The following is a 16,858-nucleotide window of genomic DNA, read 5'->3' as shown; positions in this document are numbered from 1 at the left end:
GATGCGCGCGCGGGTGGGCTGGGGCGACGACGCCACAGGCGGCGCGGAGGGCGCAGCAGGCGTGGCGACCGCCGCGGCTGAGGCCGAGTCGCTGGCGGCGATCGGGGTGTTGCTGTGGGAGGATTCCTCTTTGGAATCAAGGGGTTGCGCGTCGGCTGTGGGGGCGTTTTCGGCCGCCGATACGTGACCCTGGGTCGGCGTCTCGTTGCCTTTTTCGGGAGGCGAGGCGGGCTGTTGTGCGGCCGGATCGTGGGGGTTGATCTTTGCGGGAGCGCCGTCGCGCAGGTGATTGACGCGATCGACAAAGCCGGAGAGGTCGAGGCTCTGGGTGGCGTTTCCGGCGGATTTGGTCATGAGCGCGCGCATCAGATCGAGGCCTTCAAAGATCAGCTCGACACGCTCGGGTTGGGTGATATGGGCGCCGGTGGGCTCATCGAGCAGCAGGTGCTCGGTCTGGTGGGCGACGAGGTTGACGTCGGCAAAGCCCATCATCTTGGCTTCGCCTTTGAGCGTGTGGATCTCGCGCAGGATCTCCTCGACCGCCTCCGGGTCGTCGGGGGAGCGCTCCAGGTTGACGAGCAGGGCGTTCATGCGTTCGAGGCGCTCAAGCGCCACCGCACGGAATTTTTCGATCAAGGCGCCAAAGCTCATGAGGGCTCCGACTCCTCATCGCCGAGCACCGGCGAGGTGGTGTGTTCGTGGGCGTCGTCGCTCTCGGCGTCGCTCTCGCTGTCGTCAGCGGCGAGCTGGCGGGCGATGGCGTCGAATTCCCGGGAGCGGTCGGCGGCGCTGTCGCGCTCTTCGGCGTCGGAGTCGGCCTTTGCGGCGGCTTCTTCGCGGGCGTCGAGCAGGTCCTGGAAGAAGGCGTCGTCTTCGGCGATGGCGGCGCTGAACTCGATGGTGGGCGTCTCCTGGGCGCTCTTTGCGGCGAGCTCGACGGCGCGGCGGTGCTGGCGGTCGGTGGGGACGTCGGAGAGGTTGCCGTTAAAGCCCACCGGGGTCTCAATCTGGTTTCGGGAGGCCTGGCGGACCGGGCGCGAGCGGGTGGTTTCGCGCTCTGAGGAGCGGTCGAGGGGGAGCTCGCGGGAGAGGTCGGCCGGAGCTTTGGGTGCAAGCTCTGTGGAGCGGTCGGAGGGAAACTCGCGGGAGAGGTCGGCCGGAGCGCTTTGAGGCGTTTCTGCGCCGGCTTCAACCGAGGGCAGCGGGCTGGTCGCGCGGCCGGGGATGGTGCGGGCTGGCGTGCGGGTGGGGCGTGGGGAGGAGGACGCGGCGTCGCTCTCCATGACCCGGAACTTCTCCACGATGTGGCGTAGACTCTCCGAGGCGTTATGAAGCTCCTGAGCGGCGGTGGTGACCTGGCGGGTGCCGGCGACGCCCTGGTTGATCAGGTGGGAGAGCTCGTCCATCGACTGGGTGACCTGCTCGGTACCTGACTGCTGCTGCTGGGTGATCAACGAGATCTTCAGCGAGGTCTCGGTGGTGCGCTCCGAGAGGCGCGAGCCCTCTTCAGTGGCCATGACGCTGGCCAGGGAGGACTCGCGGATGTCGCTGACCAGAAGTTTGATGTCGCTGACGGACTCTTTGATGTTCTCGGCCAGGCGGCGCATCTCGGCGGCCACCAGCGCAAATCCCTTACCCGCCTCACCGGCGCGCATGCCCTCCAGGCTGGCGTTGAGGGCCAGCAGGTCGGAGCGATCGGCGATGGCCTTAATAACCTCCAGGATCTCGGTGATGCGCACCGTGTGCGACTTCAGCTCGCCGATGCGCTCACCGACGGTTCGGTTGTTGGCCTGTGTCTTTTCAGCCGATTTGAAGACGGTCTGGGCGCTCTCGGCGATCTTTCGGGCCGAGGAGAGGAGGGTCTCCATGGTGCGCTGGGTCTCCTCGACACTGCTGGCCTGGTGGGAGGCGGCCAGCTCCTGGTCGCGCAGCACCACGAGGATCTCTTCGGCGGCGGTGGAAACATTGAGCGCGGTGGAGACGATCTCGCGTACGAGCTCATTGAGGCTGAGCACCATCTGGTTAAAGGCCGAGCTCAAATCACCTTCGCTCTCGGCGGTGGTGGTGCTGAGGTCGCCCTCGGCGATCTGACGGGCGCGCTCGGAGAGCTGGCGCAGGTTTTTGACCATTGCCCCGAAAGCCTCGCCGAGCTCTCCCGGGACGCGTTCATCGAGGAGCGGGGAGGTGAGCTGGTCGCGGGAGATGACGCGAGCCTGCACGGTGAGACGGCGCATCTGGTTGGTGAGGCTGTGAAAACTTCGGCCGAGTTTGCCGGCGCCGCGGGGCAGCGGAAGATCGACGTCGGAGAGTTTGCCCGAGCGCAGCAGCATCGCCTCGTGTTCGATGACGCCGATGCGGCCGGCGGCCAGCTCGTCGGCGTGGCGGCTGATGGCGTTGAGCTCATCGAGCATGCGGTTGGTGGCGCCGGCGAGTCGTCCGACCTCGCTGTGTGGATCGGCGCGCAGGTGGGCTGAGCGCAGGTTGCCCTCGGCGATCGACTCTACCACCGCGGTGATGTCACCCAGAGGCGCGAGCGACTGGCGGGTAAAGCCGACGGTGGCCACGCCGGCCAGAAGCAGCAGCGCGGCGGTGAAGATATGGCCGTGAAACGCCAGCACGCCCACGCCGATCAGCGTCAGGGTGGCGATGTAGATGCCGACTTTTTTCCACAGCAACATGGCAGACCTTCGTAGGTGAGAGCTGCGCGCAGCTCAAAGCGCCCTTCAACCGGTGATGGCAGCGGCCGGGGCGTTGCTGAGTGTATCGAGATCAAGGAGCCACACAACCTTATCGTCGAGCAGCGTGACGGCCGGTCGCAGGATGGAGGGGAGCGCTCCGCGCAACCAGCCCGGCAGGGGAAGCAGGTCGCGCGGGGCCAGGGGGAAGGTTCCCAGTACGGTGCCCAGGTAAAGCGCCACCGGAGGTCCGGGAAGATCGAGCAGCCCGACCATCCCGTGCTCGGTGGGAGTCATGCCCAGGTGAGGGCGTGGGTCGAGCACGGTCATGGCAACATTCTCCGGGGCGAGCACGCTGCTGACGAACTTCAGCTCCACGCAGAGCGTGGCGGTGCCGCAGCGGAAGAAGAGGGCGTCGAGGGAGGCAGTGCTCATCGGACCGCGGCGTCGTCGAGGAGGCGCTCAATATCGAGGAGCACACAGAGCTCCTCCCCCAGGGGGTGCGCCCCGATGGCGTAGCGGCGCGTGCTGCCTTTGATGGTCGTGGGCAGGGCGTCTTCGCGCAAAAGGTGCTCGGGCCACTCATCGAGCCCGGTGACCTCGTCGACGTCCAGGCCCACGGTGTAGTGCGGGGTGTCGACAATCAAAGTGCGGCGGGTGTTTGTGGCGAGCGCCGGGTCTGCGCTCTGCGCGTCGAGAAAGGTGCTTAAGTCGAGCACCCCGATGACCTGACGACGCAACACGGCGATGCCACGGATGTGGCCGGGGGCGCCGGGAAGAGGCGTGGTCTCCAGCTGGCCGACGATCTCGCGGACGGACTGCCCGTCGATGGCGAAGTCGTCTTCGCCGCAGCGAAAGCAGACCACCGGCACGGTGACGACTTCATCGACCACCTGGTCCTGAAGGTCATCCCAGGCAAAGGGGTCGAGGCTCTCAGCCTGGTCGACCAGGTCGGAGAAGTCGGATGGGTTTTTCACGTCGTCGCTTGCCATAGAAGGCCGGGGAGAATGCGTGGGCGGTGGGGATTCGAAGATCCGCTCGTAGCATAAGGTTGGGGGGGCTGCGGGGCAAGGTGTGATGGGGGGAAGTGATGTGCTGGCGGGAGGGGCCGGTTGGGAGGCAAGAGGCCTGATGAGCGCTTGAATCCTGGATCTCAGGCGACCCACGGTCACCGTTGAGGTGACCGTGGGTCGATTATCGCGGTGCGTTTGAGGTGACCCAGGGTCACATGCGAAGTGACCGTGGGTCGATTTTTTCGCGGCTGATAGAGGCGGGCAAAAAGTGACCCAGGGTCGAACTGGAGGTGACCCACGGTCACTTTTTGAGATGACCGTGGGTCGATTTTCGTGGTGCGTTTGAGGTGACCCACGGTCACCTGCGAAGTGACCCAGGGTCGAACTGGAGGTGACCCACTGTCACCTTGTTATGCTGGTGTGACCTGCCCAATGGCCGCATAGAACGTAGCGTTTGCGCGACCCACGGTCGTTTAGGTGTGCGGTAATTCAGCGGCTGGCGCGCCGGGGTTCGGGTAACCAGCAGACGAGGCTGTTCTCGAGAAGTTCGTAGAGCGGCTCGCAGAGTGCCTCGGTCAACCACAGGGAGCGCTCTTCGCCGGCCTGCAGATGATCGAGGATGCGGGTGATGTCGTTGGACTCGGCCATCAGGCGAAGTTGGCCGTCGACAAGCGCGGCGGCGACCGGAAGCCGGGTGTCGTCACTGCCTTCGGGGAGTTTCTGACCGATGGTGTGGGTGATGACGGAGGCGGAGAAGCTCGCGCGCCTCAAGGTGGCGTGGGGGCGCAGCCGGCCGCCAGCCTCCAGCAGATCGTCGGGAGTGTCGGGAAGCGAGGCAAAGAGGGTGGCTTCTTCATCGGTGCGGGGCTCGGCGTTGGCGAAGGCTTCAAAGCGTGCCTGCTCGCTGAGCGGGTGCTCCTCGCCAAGTTGCGAGCTGAGCCAGCCGTGAACGCGCTCGCTGAGGCGGCCGGTTTCATCGAAGCCCTCCCACTGGGTCAGGGCCACCGCGCTGTCGAGCGGGTCGGTGAGCATCGCGAAGGTTTTGGGGGCGCTGTCTTCGACGCCTTGAGCGAGCTGGGCGGAGCCGGCCTCGGCGAAGATATCGGCGTCGAGAAAGCGGTAGCCAAAGCCCAGAAAGCTCTCGGCGATGGGCTGCGGGAAGAGCTCAGCGACCTCTGAGAAGGCCCGCGAGCAGGCGGCAAAGCTCTCCAGCGCTGCATTCACGCAGGTCTCGATCTTCTCGGGCTCTTCGAGAAGTTCGCCGCAGGCGTGGGCCAGCGCATCAAGGTGGGGTTCAAGCGCATCGTCGGCGCGTTCGCCCTCGGCGCTCTCCGGGTCGAGCCACTCCATGGCCACGAGCACGCGCGAGGCGATGTCCTGGAGCTGTCGGCGCGTGCGGCGGGCGCGGTAGAGGGACTCGTCGACCTCCAGAGTGCCGCAGACAAGGTCCTGAGTGGCCTGCCCCACGTTGAGGAGCAGCGCATCGAGGGTGCTGAAGTAGTCGACGCCGTCGACCAGAAAACGCTCCACCCAGGAGCCGGTCGACCAGGCGGTGACCCGGTTCCAGTGCGCGCGCATGTACCCGACTGCGTCGCTGGAGGCGTCGAGGCGCCCGCGGGGCGTGGCGTGAAGTCGGCCGGTGGCGATCTCCTGGACGATGGCGCTCCACTCGCTCTCCAGATGCTCCAGGGCGTTGTGGGCGGCGCCCATCCCTAAGGCGCGCTGCTGGGGTTCGGCGGCGAGGTCGAGCTCCCAGTAGGGGCGAGCCAGGGCTTCGCAGGAGGCGCAGAACTCGCGGTAGAGCAGCTTGCCGCGGTGTTCGGCGCAGCGCGGGCGAAAGATCTCGTCAAACCCGTACCAGTGGATGATCGGCAAGAGCTCGTTGAGGCGCGCGCTTACATAGAGCTCAAAGCGCGTCATCTGAGGGTGCCAGAAGAACTTCGAGGCTCCGTGCAGAAGCTCGTGCGCGCGCCACTTGCGCCGGTGGTTCGGGTTAAATGCCGGGAAGGGAGCGTCTTGAAAGAAGGAAAAATATTTGGGTTCGGCCAGCACCCCGTCACTCCACTGCGGCGTGGTGCCGGCCTGCCAGACGGCGAGTTCGGGCTCGAGATGCTCGGGCATCGGTTGGCGCAGGCGAAGCTCGTGGTGGTAGAAGGCCCGTCCGCCGAGCGCGCCCAGCATGGTGGCGCGAGCGGTCAGCGGGGTGACCGTCAGGTCGACTTCGGGGGCGCCCATCTGTGGGGCCAGAGCGCGCAGGCCGGCGGGCTCACCCGCCTCGATGTTCTTTTCCAGGGCGACGACCAGCGCCTCCGGGGTAGGGAGCCACTGGCGCGGCATGTCGTCCAATGAGACCTGGCGAGCCGCGGGAGGGAGGGTATGGCGAATCATGAAAGCTCCGTTCAAGTCGCCCCGCAGATGTCGGGGCGAGCACTACGAGTCATTGTAAAGCGATCAAAAGTCAGCGCTGCACTCGCACGCGGCGGCGCGCAATGTCCACCACAAACTCGCCCTCACCGGGGCGCTCGATGCTCAGGCTGACGGGGATGTCGGCCTGACCGCGGATGCGCGCGATGACGTCCGGGAGGCTCAGGCGGTGGGTGGGGAGCTCGTCGACCGCCAGGATGCGGTCGCCGGGCTTAAGGCCGGCTTCCGCTGAGGCCGAGCCGGGCATCACATTGACCACCACGATGTCGCGGGCCTGGCTGCGCAGGCTGGCGCCGATGCCGTAAAAGGCCAGCGCCGGCTCGGGGTTGTCGGTGGGGGTGAGTTCGATGTCGTAAGAGAGGGTTTCGCCGCTTGCGAGCTCGATGCCGGCGACGAGCTCGGGCTCGTAGCCGTTGGCGCGCACATGCAGGGTGACAAGCCCGTCGGGGAGCTCATCAAGGGCGTAGTGGCCCGAGGGGTTGGCCAGGGTGTTTCGCGGCGACAGACGCTGGGAGGGGTCGACCAGGGTGACTGAGGCCGTCGCGATAGGCTCTCCGCTCTGACGATCGCGCACCACGCCGGCGATCGAGGCCCCCTGGAGAAGTTGCAGGCGGATGTTGTCGGTGGTGCGCCCGGCGCGCACCTCGAAGAGCTCGGAGGTCACCGGCGCAAGCCCCGGCGCGCGGGCGACCAGCGCGTAGTAGCCGGGGGAGAGCGGCCCGATGCGAAAGCGCCCGGTGGAGGTCTCGACCTGCTCGGAGTTGATGCGACCGGGGACGTAGGGGTGGGGCGGCGGGACATCCATCGCGGCGATGGCGATCTGGTAGGAGGTCATGGGCTGACCGCGCGCGTCGACGACGATACCGGCCAACTCTCCGCCCGGGCGAAGCTCCAGGGTGACGGGCTGACCGACACGAGCGCTCGTGCGGGCAGAGCGGCCGTAGGCCGAGGACGTGGCCTGAAGCGTCCAGGGGACATCGGGCGCAGACTCCCAGTTGAAGAGGCCGTCGTCACCGACGCGAAGTCGGCGGCTGTCATCGGATGACGAGGCGATCACAAAGCCGGGTTGTGGCCGGCCCTCCGGTCCTACAACGCGACCGAAGAGGCCCCGGGCGGGCTCCAGGACGATGTCGTGAGCGGCGGTGGTTCCCGTCTCAACGGTGAAGGGCCCCAGGGTGTCCGGGTAGTGATGTCGGGCCGCGGCGCTCAGGGTGTAGTCTCCCGGGGGAAGATCATCGAAGCGAAAACGACCCGTGCGTGCGGTGTCGGTGCGCCGGGAAGTCTGGGTGCCGCTCAGGATGACGGAAGCGGCGAGGGGGTCACCCGAAGCGGAGAGGACGACACCTGTGAGCGCGGTGGTGGGCCGGAGCTCGATGTGCACCTCGCCGCCGTCTTCTCCCGGTTGCAGGCGGAGCGCGGAGCTCTCGGCGTAGGGAAACTCGGGGAGGTCGGTCTCCACAGTAACAGCGACGCGACCGGCGGCGAGGTTCGTCAGGGTGAAGAGGCCCTGGCCGTCGGTACGGGTGAGGTCGGAGAGGGTGTGAGGAAGGAGAGGCTCCTGGCCCAGGCCGCGAGCCTCGGTGTAGGCGAGCCCGATGGAGGCGTCTGCAACCGGCGTTCCATTCAGGGTGACGCGTCCGCGCAGGCGTGTGGGTCGGTGCATGAAAAGGGTAATAGAATCAGGGTGTTGTGCGGGGCTGTCGCTCAGGTCGAGCCTCATCGCCCCGAGTTCTCCCACGCCGCCGCGCACATACTCCGGGTGGCTTGCGTCAATGAGGACCGTTCCATCGGCGGCGGTGCGGGCCGCCTTGTGGAGCATGTCTCGGTTAAGCTCAAACTGTCCGCGCCCATCGCTTGTGACGGTGAGGGTTCCTGCGAGGACTGTAGCACCTTCCAGTGGTCGACCTTCCGCCGACAGCACGCGTCCGCTGAGGTGAGGCGTAACGTCTTCGCTCTCGTCGGCGGAGGGGCTGGCATCCATCCAGAGGCCGCGGGCGAGAAAGGCGGCGATGCAGAGTCCTCCCACAAGCAGCGCGACGCCGAGGAGAAGGCGTGTTTTGGGAGGATGGGAAGTCATAGCAGCCTGGGTTTCGGTAAGGACTGGTGCGCTCGCAAGGGCGTCGGCGGCGCTGAAGAGGGAGTGTAGCAGGGTGAGGCGTCGTCGCAATACGGCGCTGGTACGGCGCGCATTACAGCGGGGGTCCAGGGCGGAGGCAGGTTATGGGTGCGAGGCGACGCGAGGGTGATGCCAACAGATGTTACAGACTGGGTTGGCTACCGGCGTGGGGCTGACCGATTCCGTGGCGCGATGATTGTTGAGTGCGCTGAGTGCAGGTCGTTTTGAGACGACCGTGGGTCAGTTTTGAGACGACCGTGGGTCAGTTTTGAGATGACCGTGGGTCAGTTTTGAGATGACCGTGGGTCGGTAATTTAGACGACCGTGGGTCATATGTAGTTCAGTATCCATGCGGGTGGCAGGGGCGTAAGCCTCCCTTCACGGGACGGCACTTAGCTAGCTTGCCGAGAGGGAGCAGGGTCGAATCTCCACCAGGAGGGAGTCGGGCCGGGCAAGGTGTGGGTATTCAACGTTTCTCGTCGACCGGAGTGCGTTCCTGGGCAGAAGGAGAAGCGTTTGAAATCTGATACACAACTCTCAGTATTTTCCGATGTCTCGCCTGCGACCATACGGTATTGCGGACGACTCAAACCGTCTGTGGGTCGCATTGCGAACTGACCGTGGGTCGTCGATACGATGACCGGGGGTCACCTGACATCCAGTAACGACGCGGCGTTTCGACGCTTATGTCCACATCACATACCTGATCGCCGGCAGAGCCTTCCCTACATCTCCCCATCTTTTTTCCCCGTGCGACGCAACATCCGCCACTTGCGCGCGATAACAATCCAGCGAGGTCCAACATCCAACCCTCTACCTCTCTGGAGCCCCACCATGACTCGCCCCCGTCGTCATATCGAAGGTCAGGTCGCCGCCTTGACTCGTCGTACCGCCGGAGGACGTTTTTTGACACGCCCGGATGCCAACATCAACGCCATTGCGGCCTACGAGTTTGCGCGGGCAGCCGATCGCAGCGGTGTTGTGGTGCATGGCACGATGGTGATGTCAAACCATCTGCACATCGTGCTCACCGACCCGCAGGCGCGCCGCTCGGAGTTTATGCGCGACGCGATGGCCGGCTTCTCCAGGGCCCGAAAGGACTGTATCGGTTTTGATGGAAGCCTCTGGGACAATGGCTCTTACTGCGACACGGTGCTGCTCGACCGGGAGGTCTTCGAGATTCAGCTGCTCTATGTGTTGCTGAACCCGGTCAAAGCCGGCCTTGTTCGCCGAGCAAAGGACTGGCCGGGCTTTAAGATCATGCCCTCAGACTGGGAGAAGCCGATGCGGGTCCCGCGTCCAGACAGCTATTACGGCGACGATCAGCCGGAGAGCTTTGAGTTCATCCCCAGGCGCCCGCCGGGCTACGACGATATGTCGCTGGAGGAGGTCGTCGCGTATTTTGAGAAGCGTCTGCGCGAGGAAGAAAACGAGATTCACCGCCAGCGAAAGAAGAAGCGCCGCCGGTTTCTGGGCATCAAAGCCGTGCTCGCCACCAATCCCTTCGACTGCGCGAAAGATCTTCGGCGGAAGAAAGGCCGACAGTCCGTCCCCCGTTATGCGGCGTTTCATCCGGAGCTTCTCGAGCAGGCCGTCAGCCGGGAGAGGGCCTTTCAGAGCGCCTATCGGCGGGTGCGCAAGCGCTGGATCGCCGGCAAAAAACGTTGCGTTTTTCCCTGCGGCACGTTGTGGCTGAGGCGCCACTCGCCGGTGAAGTGTCGCGAGGGCGACCCGAATGAGGCAGGGCTGGCGGCGAACTACGCGCCGCACAGCCCGACCGGGGCGCCGGCGTGCGAGGCTCTTGCGGGATAAGTCGCTGAGCAATCTGTTCGGCGAGGCGTTCTGAGCGGCACGTCGGTTGGCGTTTTCCACAGCATGAGTGGACGAGACGCCAAGACGCTGTGTCGACCGCCAGAACCTCAACCGTTCTGTGGCCTCCCGGGCCTGGCTGCGCGGGACGAAGACTGACGCCGTGGAAGAGGGAGGGCGCTGGCGAGCGACGCGTGCCTAAGTGCTCCGCCCATCACACTCTGGGGTGCCCAACTCGCGCAAAAGAAGCGTAGAGGCGTAACTCTGCTTGGCGTAGGGCGTTGCGGACGTGCGACAGGGCCATCTGGCCCTTATATAAGGCGTGTTCCTCGTCGAATTGTTGACACATTGCCCTCAAACGACGCGACGACGCTCAACATACGTCAGTCTCTCCCCCCACTCGCGCATTCTCAGCGACAATATCGTACGTTGATGATCGAGTCTTGCTCACGACCGTCTTCATGATCGCCGCATAAATGCTGACGTTGACGCGACCGTCGGTCGTTTTTTGTGTGGCCGTGGGTCGAGTTGCGGCTGACCGTGGGTCGTTTGCGGTGATGATGTGAGAGAGCATCGGCTCGGTTGTCAGTCCGTTCTCGCAGTGATAACACTCCCGCCCCGGGCCGCCGCGCCCGAATCCGTGGAAGTCGTGGTGTTATAAGGGGATGACGCTTTTCAGTCCCCCCGGTGAGACGAGATACAATGCCGACCCAGCCGACCGATGTGGCGCTGCATAAGACAGCGCAAGAGCGCTACCTGAACTACGCCATGAGCGTGATCACAAGCCGCGCGCTCCCCGATGTGCGCGACGGCTTAAAGCCCGTGCAGAGGCGCATTTTATATGCGATGTACGCCAACTTGCGCCTGACCCACGACGCGAAATACCGCAAGAGCGCGGCGATCGTCGGTGAGGTCATGGGGAAGTACCACCCTCACGGCGATCAATCGATCTACGACGCGATGGTGCGCATGGCGCAGAGCTTCTCGCTGCGCTACCCGTTGGTCGACGGTCACGGCAACTTCGGCTCGGTTGACGGCGATAGCGCCGCGGCGATGCGCTACACCGAGGCGCGCATGATGCCGCTGGCCTCGGAGCTGCTCGATGAGATCAAAAAGCAGACGGTGGCCTTTCGACCCAACTACGATGGCACCGTTCAGGAGCCGGTGGTGCTCCCGGCCCAGGTCCCCAACCTGCTGATCAACGGGGCCACCGGCATCGCCGTCGGGATGGCGACCAACATCCCGCCGCATAACCTGGGAGAGGTCGTCGATGCGCTCATCGCCATGATCGACCGGCCTGAGATCACCATCGACGAGATGGTCGGGGCGATTGTGAAAGGCCCGGACTTTCCCACCGGTGGCGTGCTCCTCAACGACGAGGAGGAGCTGCGCGAGATCTACCACAACGGCAGCGGCACGCTGATCACCCGCGCTCAGTGGGAGATCGAGCGCGACGGCGCGCGCCGCTATATCGTGGTCACCTCGATCCCTTATTACGTCAATAAGGCGACCCTCATTGAGAAGATCGCCGAGCACATCATTCAGGAAAAGCTCCCCCAGGTTGTCGATGTTCGCGACGAGTCTACCAATGATGTGCGCGTTGTCATGGAGCTCAAGCGTGGCGCCGATGCCGACGTGGCCATGGCGTATCTCTTTAAGCACACCCCGCTCGAAGACCGTTTTCACGTCAACCTGACCTGCCTCGTTCCCTCGGAGAACCCCGATGTGGCGCAGCCGGCCAGGGTCGACCTGAAGATGATGCTGCGCTACTTCCTCGATTTCCGCATGGAGGTGGTGACCCGGCGCATTCGTTTTGAGTTGGAGCAGCTGCTGCGGCGCATCCATATCCTGGAGGGCTTTGAGACGATCTTCGGCGACCTCGATGAGGCGATTCGCCTGATCCGGGCCTCCGAGGGCAAGGCCGATGCTGCGCAGAAGTTGATGGCGCACTTCGGTATTGACGCCGAGCAGACCGAGGCCATCCTGGAGACCAAGCTCTACCGCCTGGCCAAGCTCGAGATCGAAATGATTCGCGCCGAACTCGCCGAAAAGCGCGCGCAGGCCGCGAAGTTGCAGGGCTTGCTCGACGACGAAGGCAAGCGCTGGGCGGTGATCCGCGGCGAACTCGTCGCGATCCGGGGCGCCTACGGTGATGTGCGTCGCACGTTGGTCGACGCCCCGGTCAAAGAACTCGAGTATTCGGAGGAGGCATACATCATCGCCGAGCAATGCTGGGTGATGGTCTCGCGTGAAGGCCGAATCAAGCGCCAGAAGTCCTACACTGACCTCTCCACCATCCGGGTCCGCGAGGGCGATCAGATGGGCTGGGTGTTGCCGGGGAGCACGCGTGATACGGTGATCTTTTTCACCAACATGGGCCGCGGCTACACCATGCGGATCGATGATGTGCCGGCGACCTCCGGTTATGGAGATCCGGTGCAGGCCAGCTTTGATTTCGACGATGGCGAGCGCGTCGTCGGCGTGGTCACAAGCGACAAGCGCATGCTGCGTACCATGGCCCCCGACCAGCCCTCCCTTGTGGGTGGCGAGGAGAGTGAGGAAGGCGACGTGCAGATGGTCGCCATCAGCCGCAGCGGCCAGTCGCTGCGCTTCTCGCTGGAGAGCTACACCGATCCTTCCACCGTCAAAGGTCGCCTCTTTATGCGTCTGGACAAGGGCGATGAGGTGGTCAACGTGGAGAACTGCGACGGCTCGGAGCTGGTGGCGCTCGCCAGCCGGGATGGGCGCGGGTTGATGTTCCAGGTCCGCGAGATCTCGCATGTGAAGGGGCCAGCCAAGGGCGTGCGCGCCATCGCGTTGGAGGGCAAGGACGCGGTCCTTGACTTTACGCTCTGCCGTGAGCGCCTCGATGGCCTGGAGGTGGAGACCAACCGTGGAGCCCGCGAGATCATTCGGGCGACCAAGGCCCAGTACGCGCCGACCTCGCGCGGCAACAAGGGCAAACTCATCATTCAGCGCGGCCACCTGATTCGATCCCATCGTCCGCCGGTGGAGATCGTGCTTGGTGATGACGATGATGGGAGTGGTGAGGAGGAGTAAGCTCACAGGCGTATTCGGTCGATCGCTTGCACTGAAAAAAATAACCTCGCCGCAGCCCGCGGCGAGGTTATTTTTTGGTCCCGGTACGATCGACAATCATGTGTGGGGACGTGTCGTGACCTGTGCGAAAGTATCGTCTTTTCATAGTGTTAGTGCGGCACCCGAACGCTTGAACGGATGACCCACGGTCACTATAGATGTGACCCACGGTCACTGTAGAGGTGACCCACGGTCGCTGCAGATGTGACCCACGGTCACTTCAGACGGGCGCGTAACCCACGCGATCCTCCAGTGGCCACGCCCTCCGATGACCAGGGGTTGCATCCTCGGCGACGATCGCCGATAAGGCGCCTGCGACCGCCCCGGGGCGGCGCATATCCGAAGCACGATTGGGAAGCAGGTCGACAGCAACGGTTCAGAAGGAGTCTGAGATGATGTTGAGACGCAAAACTTTGGCGATGCTCGCTGCACTCTCACTCGCTGCAGGAGCAGCGGCGTGTGGTGATACCGACGATCCCTCTCCCACCCCACTGCCCGACGCGGGCGAAGATGTGGGGCCGGACGCTGAGCTCGACACCGATCCCAACCCCGATGTGGAAGAGGACGTCGATGTCGATCCCGATCCCGACGCCGACGTGGATCCCGATCCCATCGTCGCCCCGACCCCGGGCGACCTGGTGATCACCGAGCTCATGAAGCAGCCCACCGAGGTTGCTGCCTTTGAAGGCCAGTGGGTGGAGCTGCTCAATACCAGCGACGCCGAGCTTGAGCTTGAGGGCTGCGCGCTCGGAAGCTCCTCGCTTGATGAAGCAGTGGTTATCGGTGAGTCGCTTACCGTGGAGTCGGGCGGCTACCTCACCCTTGCCGCCAGCGCCAACGCTGGCTTCGACGCTGACTTCATCCTCGAAGGCCTCGTGCTCGCTGAGGGCGAAGGCTCGGTCTCGCTGGATTGCGACGGCACGACCATCACCGAGGTCGTCTACGACGCTGGTGAGAGCTACCCCTCGGTGGCCGGTGCCAGCCTGAGCCGCGATCCGGCTTTCAACGGCGCCACCGACGACTCCGGTGACTACTGGTGCGCGGCGACCGCCGCCTACAACGGCGCCGACCTGGGCACCCCGGGCGCGGTCAACCCCTCCTGCATCGAAGGCCCCGACGCCAGCGCTGCCATCGCTGACCTGCTGCTCAACGGCCCCGGCGATGATGGCAAGCTCATCGAAGGCGCCACCGTCACCTACGTGCGTCCCATGGTGGGCGTCGACGACGCCGGCTTCTTCGTGCAGAGCCGCCCCGAAGGCCCCGCGCTCTTCGTGGCCGTGGCTGAAGGCGAAGAGATGCCCGTCGAGGTCAACGATGTGGTCAGCTTCCTGGCCACCTCGGTGGTCTCCAACGGCGGGGCCACCTGGGTCGATGGCTTTGAGTCGCTGACGGTTGATGCGTCCAACGGAGACCGCGACGCGCTCGTCACGGACCTGACGGCGGCCACCGATCTCATCACCTCGCTCAACAGCTACACCCACCGCATCGTCAGCGCCTCGATGACGATCAGCGGCGATCTTCTGACCTTTGCCGGTCCGGGCCACCAGGCCTACCCCGTGGCCACCGAAGGCGTCGCTGAGGGCGCCCAGCTGCGCATGGCCACCGAACTTCGTCAGGCCTTCGGTCTGGAGTCCGGCTGCGAAATCGACCTGAGCATGACCCCGCTGTGGCGCTTTGAAGAGACCGCGCAGTTCATGGTCTACGACGCCACCGAGATCGACGTGAGCGAGTGCCCCGAGCTCAGCGTGGTCAGCGCCACCTCCACCAGCGCCACCCAGGTAGAGCTGGTCCTCACCCGCGCGCTGGGGCCGATCCTGGCCGACGGCTCGCAGTTCACCATCGAAGGGCTCACCGTCACCGGCGCCGTCGTCGACGGACCGAAGGTCATCCTGACCACCGAGGAGCAGACCTCGGCCGCCGAGTACACCGTGGAGCTCGACGACAGCCTCACCGACATCTTCGGTGCGACCATCGCCGCCGACGCCAGCGCCACCTTCACCGGTTTTGTGGCCCTGGAGCTTGTGATCAGCGAAGTGATGGCGCGCTTCACGGGCGGAAACGGCGATCCGGGCGAGTTTATTGAGCTTTATAATCCGGGGACCGAAGATTTCGACCTGAGCGGCTGCCTGCTCAAGCGCGACTCGTCCAGCTCCAACGAGATGGAGATCGATGCGGGTGTCATCGTTCCTGCCGGTGGCTACACCCTCTTTGCGAGCAGCGCCAACGCAGGAGCTTCACTCACGGTGGCCCAGGAGCTGGGCTTCGGCCTCAACAACGGTTCGATGATCTACTGGATTGAGTGTGCTGGCGAAGTGCTCGACGAAATCGCCACCCCCGGACCCCAGCTGGGTCGCTCCTTCCAAAAGGACGTCAACCGCCTCGTCACCCCTAACCCTGCTGGAAGCTACTCCACCGATGTGTGGTGCTTTACGCCGGGCGCCGAAGGTGATGAGTACGTCGTTCACATTAATGCCAACGATGAAGCCGAGTTGAAATTCGGCACCCCCGGAACGGCCAACCTCGCCTGCGACTGAGTTTTAATCACCGGCGCGCCGGATGGGCACGCCAGTGAGGTTGCAAAAAAGCCCCCGCACAGCTTTGGCTGCACGGGGGCTTTTTTTGCGCTTCGGATTTCAGCCCGAGCAGCAGTTCGAGCACCAAGTTCGAGTTCGAGTTCGAGTTCGAGTTCGAGTTCGAGTTCGAGTTCGAGTTCGAGTTCGAGTTCGAGTTCGAGTTCGAGTTCGAGTTCGAGTTCGAGTTCGAGTTCGAGTTCGAGCCCCGGCTGTACGAACAAAAAAAAGCCCCCAGGGGTTGCCTGGGGGCGATGAGCTTCGCCTGGGGGGGAGAAGCGAAGCTCGAAAAAGTGGCCAGCCCGCCTGGGGGGGGAAGCGGGCTGACCGGGGTGCCGAGCGTGCTCACTTAAAGAAGGAGCTGGATCCTTCCGTGAGGGGGGGATCACGTTGAAGGATCGCGCCCGACACAATTCGGAAGATATCTCCGGTGGGGGGGGCGGTCAAGTCTTTTTTGTAATTTTCCGCCAATACTGGATAAAAGTCCGCTCCTCGAAATGACCGTGGGTCACGAGAAGTCGCTATTTTCTGCGGGAATCGAGCCTTTGACTGTGGTATGAGCGCCCTGCAAAAAACCTGTTGAAGACGATCTTTTACAACGCCCGGAGCGCCCGAACCCCTCGCCGATCCCCTGTCGAGGCGATCGCCCGGCCGTGATCACGGCCGGCTCGGGCCCCCTCTGGCGAACGAGTTTGATGATGAGCGATATCCCCCTGGACCAGCGTGCATTTGAGAAGGCCCTCAGTGAGCTGGTGCGCAGCTACCGCGCTACCACCGAAGGTGCGGCCTCCTACCACTCCGACGACAGCGTGCGCTGCCACCACTGCATGTTCACGACCGGCAGCACCGACTGCTCGTTTTGCACCTACTGCCGCGACTGCAGTAACTGCACCTACTGCACCCAGTGCACCGAGTGCGAGCACTGCCACCAGTCGAGCTACTGCGTACGCTCGAAGCGCTGCGCCAACAGCTCCTACCTGATCTTGAGCGAGGACTGCACCGACTGCGTCTTCTGCTTCGGGTGCGTGGGGCTGGTGAAAAAAGAGTTCCACATCCTCAATCAGAAGTTCTCCCGCGACCGCTACTTCAAGCTCGTCAAAGAGCTTAAGGCGGCGCTGAAGATCGCCTGATCACCGTCGCCATAAAAGTGAG

At 64.2% G+C, this 16,858-nt stretch carries 11 protein-coding genes; 4 read left to right on the top strand and 7 right to left on the bottom strand.

All coding sequences use genetic code 11. The annotated features are described in order from the left end of the window. From FRC96_RS03835 to FRC96_RS03810, 6 genes are all read right to left on the bottom strand, one after another. Positions 1–651, bottom strand: a 651-nt coding sequence (locus tag FRC96_RS03835; protein ID WP_230469849.1) for an Hpt domain-containing protein, incomplete at its 3' end; no start/stop codon positions are given. Then, positions 648–2,678: a methyl-accepting chemotaxis protein gene (locus tag FRC96_RS03830; protein WP_146972873.1), complete on the bottom strand. Its 2,031-nt coding sequence runs from the start codon at positions 2,676–2,678 to the stop codon at positions 648–650. The genes FRC96_RS03830 and FRC96_RS03835, both read right to left, overlap by 4 nt. Before the next feature lie 45 nt (positions 2,679–2,723). After that, the gene (locus FRC96_RS03825; RefSeq protein WP_146972870.1) at positions 2,724–3,110 is read right to left on the bottom strand and encodes a hypothetical protein; all 387 of its coding nucleotides are present in this window, start codon (positions 3,108–3,110) and stop codon (positions 2,724–2,726) included. Continuing rightward, positions 3,107–3,652, bottom strand: a complete 546-nt coding sequence (locus FRC96_RS03820; RefSeq protein ID WP_230469848.1) for a chemotaxis protein CheW — start codon at positions 3,650–3,652, stop codon at positions 3,107–3,109. The genes FRC96_RS03825 and FRC96_RS03820 overlap by 4 nt, the downstream gene beginning before the upstream one ends. Before the next feature lie 525 nt (positions 3,653–4,177). Further along, positions 4,178–6,076, bottom strand: coding sequence for a hypothetical protein (locus FRC96_RS03815; protein ID WP_146972865.1), 1,899 nt, complete (start codon positions 6,074–6,076; stop codon positions 4,178–4,180). Positions 6,077–6,146: 70 nt separating this feature from the next. Further along, on the bottom strand, positions 6,147–8,189 hold the full coding sequence (locus FRC96_RS03810) for a carboxypeptidase regulatory-like domain-containing protein (protein WP_146972863.1): 2,043 nt from the start codon (positions 8,187–8,189) through the stop codon (positions 6,147–6,149). An 873-nt stretch (positions 8,190–9,062) separates the two neighbouring features. Here FRC96_RS03810 and FRC96_RS03805 point away from each other — a divergent pair. From FRC96_RS03805 to FRC96_RS03795, 3 genes are all read left to right on the top strand, one after another. Then, the gene (locus FRC96_RS03805) at positions 9,063–10,040 is read left to right on the top strand and encodes a hypothetical protein (RefSeq protein ID WP_146972860.1); all 978 of its coding nucleotides are present in this window, start codon (positions 9,063–9,065) and stop codon (positions 10,038–10,040) included. A gap of 699 nt (positions 10,041–10,739) precedes the next feature. Continuing rightward, entirely contained in the window at positions 10,740–13,097 is a 2,358-nt protein-coding gene (locus FRC96_RS03800; RefSeq protein WP_146972857.1) for a DNA gyrase/topoisomerase IV subunit A, read from the top strand. A gap of 431 nt (positions 13,098–13,528) precedes the next feature. Further along, the gene (locus tag FRC96_RS03795) at positions 13,529–15,670 is read left to right on the top strand and encodes a lamin tail domain-containing protein (protein ID WP_146972854.1); all 2,142 of its coding nucleotides are present in this window, start codon (positions 13,529–13,531) and stop codon (positions 15,668–15,670) included. Here the strand turns inward: FRC96_RS03795 and FRC96_RS03790 are convergent. Continuing rightward, on the bottom strand, positions 15,598–15,930 hold the full coding sequence (locus FRC96_RS03790; protein ID WP_146972852.1) for a hypothetical protein: 333 nt from the start codon (positions 15,928–15,930) through the stop codon (positions 15,598–15,600). The genes FRC96_RS03795 and FRC96_RS03790 overlap by 73 nt on opposite strands. 474 nt (positions 15,931–16,404) lie before the next feature. Here FRC96_RS03790 and FRC96_RS03785 point away from each other — a divergent pair, with 474 nt between their 5' ends. Next, positions 16,405–16,836, top strand: coding sequence for a caib/baif family protein (locus tag FRC96_RS03785; RefSeq protein WP_146972850.1), 432 nt, complete (start codon positions 16,405–16,407; stop codon positions 16,834–16,836). Positions 16,837–16,858: the final 22 nt, after the last annotated feature.

It is taken from the genome of Lujinxingia vulgaris (assembly GCF_007997005.1).
GTDB lineage: Bacteria > Myxococcota_A > Bradymonadia > Bradymonadales > Bradymonadaceae > Lujinxingia.
The sequence above is the reverse complement of the archived record's forward strand: the minus strand, read 5'-3'. Positions and strand labels throughout refer to the sequence as shown.